Raw genomic sequence first — 6248 nt, 5'->3', positions numbered from 1 at the left:
CGCCGCAGCCCTGGTCATCCTCCACATCGACCATCAACGAACCACCTGAAACCGGACGCTACCCAACGCCACCCACCGTTACGCGGAAAGCCTCAATGCGGACCTTAGGGTGGTGGCCGCCGGTATCCTGCCGCCGTGACGAGCCGGCGCTCGCCGGGAGTGCGGCTGACTACCGAGTGGAGGGCTGATGGTCAACGAGGTGGCGGTACGGATCGCGCGCCCGTGCACCGATCTGGCGGCTGCGGAACGGTTCTACGTCCAGGGTCTCGGCTTGGCCCTGCTGCAGCGGATCGCGGCGGACCAGCCCGGTGAGCATGACCTGCTGATCCTCGGGCGACGGGAGGCGAACTGGCACCTGGAACTGGTCGGCGGCGCCGACCTTACGGTGCGGCCAGCGCCCACCGCCGAGGATCTACTGGTGCTCTACCTGGGTCGGCCGATTGATGACTCGATCGTCGATCGCCTGAAGCAGGCCGGCGGTCGGTTGGTCTCCCAGGGGCCCTACTGGGATCGTTGGGGCGTCACTGTCGAGGACCCGGATGGCTACCGGGTGGTCCTGTCGAGTCGAACCTGGTCGAATGCGGGCTGAGCCAGTGCGCCCAGCACGATCAGTTCGATCAGTTCGCCTGGCGCATGCCGCAGTTGACCTAAACCTCACTTCAACTCTTACCGTTCCCGAGTGGATGTACTCGATGAGGCATTTCAGCGGATACGGCACTTCGGACCGGAACGGGATGGGTGGCTCTCCAACCATGCGCCCATGGCCGTTGAGGCGCTGGCCAGGCACGGCCATGCCGCGGTCGTGCACCGATGGTTGGACGGGTACGCGGACCGGCTAGAGGGGCGACCACGGGGGATCGAGCCGATCGCCGCCGACGAGTGGCGAGACCCGCTCGGCGACCCGGTACGTACCGGCGACTGGCTCGACTACTTCGATCGGGAACTGGCCGGCGAGCCGTGGCGGCAGGTGCTTGCTCGATGGTGGCCCCGCCTGCTGCCCGGCATCGCGGCCGGTGCCACCCACGGCGTGATCCGCGTCGGCCATGCGGTTCGCGCCCTGCTGGACGAGGAGACCGCCCCCCGGGTTGGTGAACTCGGGCAAGGGCTGGCCTACTGGGCCGCCCGCTGGCAGCCCCTCGCGCCACCCGGAGCCGGGCCGTATCCGGCCATTGACCCCCGCGCGGCGCTCGACGCGGTGCCCCGCGTACCCGACCAGCGGTTCGGCATCCGGGCCCGGCTCGCCCAGCTCGCCGACCTCCCCGGCTGGCCCGCGGTGGCCGGCGCGGTGCCGTGCCGAGGAGCAGGTAGCGGGAGTGCCGCCGATGGGCCGGAGACCGTGCGTCGTCCAGGCGGTACGCCAGGCCCGCCATCCCGGCTGGCCGGCATCGTGCACGCGGCGGTTGCCCGGTACGGCACCCATGGTTACGCCACACCGGTCATGCTGGTGCACGCCGCCACCGCTCCGAACGCGGTCCTGCGCACCTTGCCCGCCCTGCCCCGGGAGATGTGGCCGGCCAGTCTCGCCGCCGGCTGGGCCGCCACCGCAGCCGTCACTGCCGCGTACGCCCCGGCGATCGGGGACCCCAGCCCGCTGCCCGTGGCCGAACAGGGTGCTGCCGGGGCTATGCGGCTGGCGGTGGAATCAGCCGGACCGCACGCCATCAAGTTCGCCGATACGGTGCTCGACGCGTACGCCAGCACCGGTGACGCTGCCCTGCTCGCCGCGTCAGTACGCGCAACCGAACAGATCGGGCCGTGGTGAACCGCAGCGGCCCGGTTCCTGGGCTGTTCGGGGCGAAGCTTCACTGTGGATACGCCGAGGTGTCACGAAGCCTTGGCGAGGCGTACGAGTCGGTTGGGCAGGTTGGGGTGGTGGCTGCGCCGGAAGCGGCGTGAGGCCGCTGATCATTGATGCTGGTGGCTACCGGGAGTTGCTCGTGCATACGAAGTGGTTGAGCGGGGTGCTGGCCGTGGTGACGGCGGGCGCGGTGGTTGGTGTGGTGCCGCGGGTGGCGGGGGCGACGGTCTCGGACCCGCCGACCTCGGTCGTCGAGGCGGCGCCTACTCCCACCGTTGCCCAGGTGCGGGAGCAGTTTCTGCGGCACGGTCCAGGCGCGGAGGTGCTGGTGGCGGCGCACCGTGGGCACTGGCGTGCCGCACCGGAGCTCTCCCTGAAGGCAATCAAGTCCGCGGTTCGTGCCGGCGCGCACGTGGTGGAGATCGATGTGCGGCGTACGGCTGATGAGCATCTGGTGTTGATGCATGACAGCACGGTGGACCGGACGACGAACGGTACCGGTGCGGTGTCGGAGTTGACGCTGGCCGAGGTGAAGCGGCTGCGGTTGAAGGTGGGCCTGGGTGGCGATCAGGCGCCGTTGACCGGTCAGCGGGTACCGACCCTGGCCGAGGCGATGGCGGTGGTGAAGGGCCGTGCCCTGGTCAACCTGGACAAGGCGTGGGAGATTCGGGACGAGGTGTATGACGTCCTGGTCGAGACGGACACGCTTGATCACGGCATCTTCAAGGGGCCGGCGACGTTGGCGGACGCGCAGGAGTTTCTCGACTCCGATCCCGGGATTCTCTACATGCACAAGATTAACGACAACAATGTGGACGAGATCGGTGCGTTCACCGGTCGTGCTCCGCAGGCGTACGAGATCGGCTTCGATCGGCTCACGGATCCGCAGGTGCAGCCGGCGGCGTTGGCGGCGGTTCAGTCGCACGCCCGGGTGTGGATGAACACCTTGTGGTACGGCCAGGCCGCCGGTTACACCGACGAGTCGTCGTTGCGGGATCCGGCGCAGGGGTGGGGTGCGGTGGTGGATCGGCACCAGGCGGACATGATCCAGACTGACAACCCGGAGCAGTTGGTCAGCTGGTTGGCCAGTCGGGACCGGGAGCACGGTGGTCGGGGTCAGTGGCCGTCGTTGCCGAAGGGTGCGGTGCGGGTGCAGGCCGAGGAGTACTCGCGGGAGGGTAAGGGGATCGGCTACCACGACCTGGATGACGAGAACCGGGGTGGCGCGGCGGGCCGCCAGTACGAGGGCGTGGACATCTGTGACAGCAACGGCGCGCTGGTGATGTGTTACATCCGCGGCGGCGAGTGGGTCAAGTACACCGTCGAGGTGCCCAAGTCGGGGAAATACCGGGCGAGCGTGCGGCTGTCGTCGCCGTACTTCCCGGCGGGCCGACTTTCGATCATCTTCGATGACAAGACGGTGTTCGGTCCGATGAAGGCGGTCGGCACGACATCACACAGCGCGCTTGAGTCCCAGGCGATTACGGAGACCCACTTCCTGCGGAAGGGTGCGCACGAGTTCGAGGTGCGGATGGACGACGCGGTGGACCAGAACTTCAACATCGACTACTTCCAGTTCGACCGGGTCAAGCGCTGAGCAGCATCGACGGGACCGCGGTGCCCCCGATCCTGGCAGCCCCGGACCGCTGATTTTCGTGGAGCCGTCGCGCGGCTCCGAGTGGCCATCCCTTCCGCAGGGGTGGCCACTCGTCGTAAAACTTGATTCATTCCAGAAGACTGGTTATCGTCGTCGCGTGACGCCCGACTTCGAGACGCAGCTGCGGGCGGTCTCGTTGCGCGTGACCCGACCTCGGATGGCGGTGCTCGCCGCGCTGCGGGACCATCCGCATGTCGACACCGACGAGGTTATCGCCCTCGTTCGGGTAGACAATCCCACGGTGTCGCATCAGACGGTGTATGACGTGCTCCGCGCGCTCACCACTGCCGGCCTGGTGCGACGCATTCAACCCACCGGCGCCCCCGCTCGGTATGAGTCCCGGGTGGGGGACAACCATCACCACGTCGTGTGCCGGTCCTGCGGAGCGATCGCCGATGTCGACTGCGCGGTTGGCCGCGCTCCCTGCCTCACCGCCTCCGACGACCAGGGTTTCGTGGTGGATGAGGCGGAGGTTGTCTACCGGGGCACCTGCCCCAACTGTAAGAAATCGGACGCGGCTTCCGCGCTCCACCACGTGAAGGGAAGTAGATGAGCGACACTCAGGACAACGCCCCCGCCAGCGCGCAGGGCGTGGATCAGAAGGCGGCGGCCGGCTGTCCGGTCGCGCACGACTCCGTGACCGCGCACGGCAGCGAGAGCGAGAGCCCGGCGATCGACTCTCCCACCGCGGTCAGTGGTGGCCGCCCGCGTACGAACCGGGACTGGTGGCCCAATCAGCTTGACCTGTCGGTGCTTTCCACCAACTCGGCGAAGGTCAACCCGTTGGGCGAGGACTTCTCCTACGCCAAGGAGTTCGCCAAGCTCGACCTCGAGGCCCTGAAGCGGGACGTCACCGAGGTGCTCACCACCTCGCAGGACTGGTGGCCGGCCGACTTCGGCCACTACGGCGGTCTGATGATCCGGCTGAGCTGGCACGCTGCCGGCACCTACCGCATCCATGACGGCCGCGGTGGCGCCGGTGATGGCGGCCAGCGGTTCGCGCCGCTGAACAGCTGGCCGGACAACGTCAACCTGGACAAGGCCCGGCGGCTGCTGTGGCCGGTCAAGCAGAAGTACGGTCAGAAGATCTCCTGGGCCGACCTGCTCGTGCTCGCCGGCAACGTCGCCCTGGAGTCGATGGGCTTCAAGACGTTTGGGTTCGGTTTCGGCCGGGAGGATGTCTGGGAGCCCGAGGAGATCTTCTGGGGCCCGGAGGACACCTGGGTCGGCGACGAGCGCTACGTCTCCGAGAAGGAGTTCGTGGCCGGTGTCGGGGCAACCGAGATGGGTCTGATCTACGTCAACCCGGAGGGGCCGCGGGGCAACGCGGACCCGGCCGCGGCGGCGTACTTCATCCGGGAGACCTTCCGCCGGATGGCGATGAACGACGAGGAGACCGTGGCCCTCATCGCCGGCGGCCACACCTTCGGCAAGACCCACGGTGCCGGGGTCGCCGACGATCACGTGGGCCCCGAGCCCGAGGGTGCCCCCCTGGAGGCGCAGGGTCTGGGCTGGATGAGCAGCCACGCCAGCGGCGTGGGCACCGACACGATCTCCAGCGGCCTTGAGGTGACCTGGACCGACCGGCCGACGCAGTGGAGTAACCGCTTCTTCGAGATCCTGTTCGGCTACGAGTGGGAACTCACTACCAGCCCCGGTGGCGCGAAGCAGTGGGTCGCCAAGGACGCCGAGGCGATCATTCCCGACGCGTACGACTCGGCCAAGAAGCACAAGCCGACGATGCTCACGACCGACCTGTCGCTGCGCGTCGACCCGGCGTACGAGCGGATCTCGCGTCGCTTCCTGGAGAACCCGGACGAGTTCGCGCTGGCCTTCGCCAAGGCCTGGTACAAGTTGCTGCACCGCGACATGGGCCCGGTCAGCCGGTTCCTCGGGCCCTGGGTGGCGCAGCCGCAGCTGTGGCAGGACCCGGTACCCGCCGTTGACCACGAGCTCGTCGGCGCGGCCGACATCGCCGCCCTCAAGGCGAAGGTGCTTGAGTCTGGCCTGACGACCGCCCAGCTGGTCTCCACCGCGTGGTCCTCCGCGGCTAGCTTCCGCCACACCGACAAGCGCGGTGGCGCCAACGGTGCCCGGATCCGCCTCGAGCCGCAGCGCAGCTGGGAGGTCAACCAGCCCGAGCAGCTCGCCACCGTCCTGGCGGCGCTGGAGGAGATCCAGCGGGAGTTCAACGCCGCCGGTGGCGCCAAGATCTCGCTCGCGGACCTGATCGTGCTGGCCGGCTCGGCCGCGGTCGAGAAGGCGGCGCGGGACGCGGGCGTCGAGGTGACCGTGCCGTTCCGGCCGGGTCGTACCGACGCCACCCAGGAGCAGACCGATGTCGAGTCCTTCCAGGTGCTCGAGCCGCGGGCCGACGCGTTCCGCAACTATCTGCGTCCCGGTGAGAAGACCCAGCCGGAGGTGCTGCTCATTGACCGCGCCTACCTGCTCAACCTGACCGCACCCGAGATGACCGTCCTCATCGGCGGCCTGCGGGCGCTCGAGGCCAACTCCGGCGGCAGCCGGCACGGCGTTCTCACCGACCGTCCCGGTGTGCTCACCAACGACTTCTTCACCAACCTGCTCGCCTCGGGCGCGCGGTGGAAGGCTTCGGAGTCCGCTGAGCACGGGTACGAGATTCGGGATCTCGCCACCGACAAGGTGAAGTGGACCGCCAGCGCGGTCGACCTCATCTTCGGCTCCAACTCGCAGCTGCGGGCCCTCGCCGAGGTTTACGCCAGCGAGGACGCGCGGGAGAAGTTCGTGCAGGACTTCGTCGCGGCCTGGACCAAG

Annotated in this window: 5 protein-coding genes; all 5 read left to right on the top strand. The window is 68.5% G+C overall.

Annotated elements, in window-relative coordinates; all coding sequences use genetic code 11:
* Positions 1-187 precede the first annotated feature (187 nt).
* Complete coding sequence (locus T398_RS11905) at positions 188-589, top strand: VOC family protein (RefSeq protein ID WP_496446616.1); 402 nt, start codon at positions 188-190, stop codon at positions 587-589.
* A 90-nt stretch (positions 590-679) separates the two neighbouring features.
* A complete protein-coding gene (locus tag T398_RS11900; protein ID WP_496446614.1) occupies positions 680-1762 on the top strand; it encodes a questin oxidase family protein in 1083 nt (360 codons plus the stop codon).
* 175 nt (positions 1763-1937) lie between these two features.
* Positions 1938-3395, top strand: coding sequence for a glycerophosphodiester phosphodiesterase family protein (locus T398_RS11895; protein WP_496446639.1), 1458 nt, complete (start codon positions 1938-1940; stop codon positions 3393-3395).
* Positions 3396-3552: 157 nt separating this feature from the next.
* Complete coding sequence (locus T398_RS11890; RefSeq protein WP_496446612.1) at positions 3553-4008, top strand: Fur family transcriptional regulator; 456 nt, start codon at positions 3553-3555, stop codon at positions 4006-4008.
* Positions 4005-6248: catalase/peroxidase HPI (gene katG, locus T398_RS11885; RefSeq protein WP_496446610.1), on the top strand; the 2244-nt coding region annotated here is incomplete at its 3' end. The genes T398_RS11890 and katG, both read left to right, overlap by 4 nt.

It is taken from the genome of Salinispora goodfellowii (assembly GCF_059570675.1).
Note: the sequence above shows the minus strand (reverse complement) of the source record. Positions and strands in the feature narration are given on the sequence as shown.

Bases quoted from the DNA above. Each gene is read 5' to 3' on its own strand.
- T398_RS11905 (WP_496446616.1), top strand. From the start codon at position 188: ATGGTCAACGAGGTGGCGGTACGGATCGCGCGCCCGTGCACCGATCTG.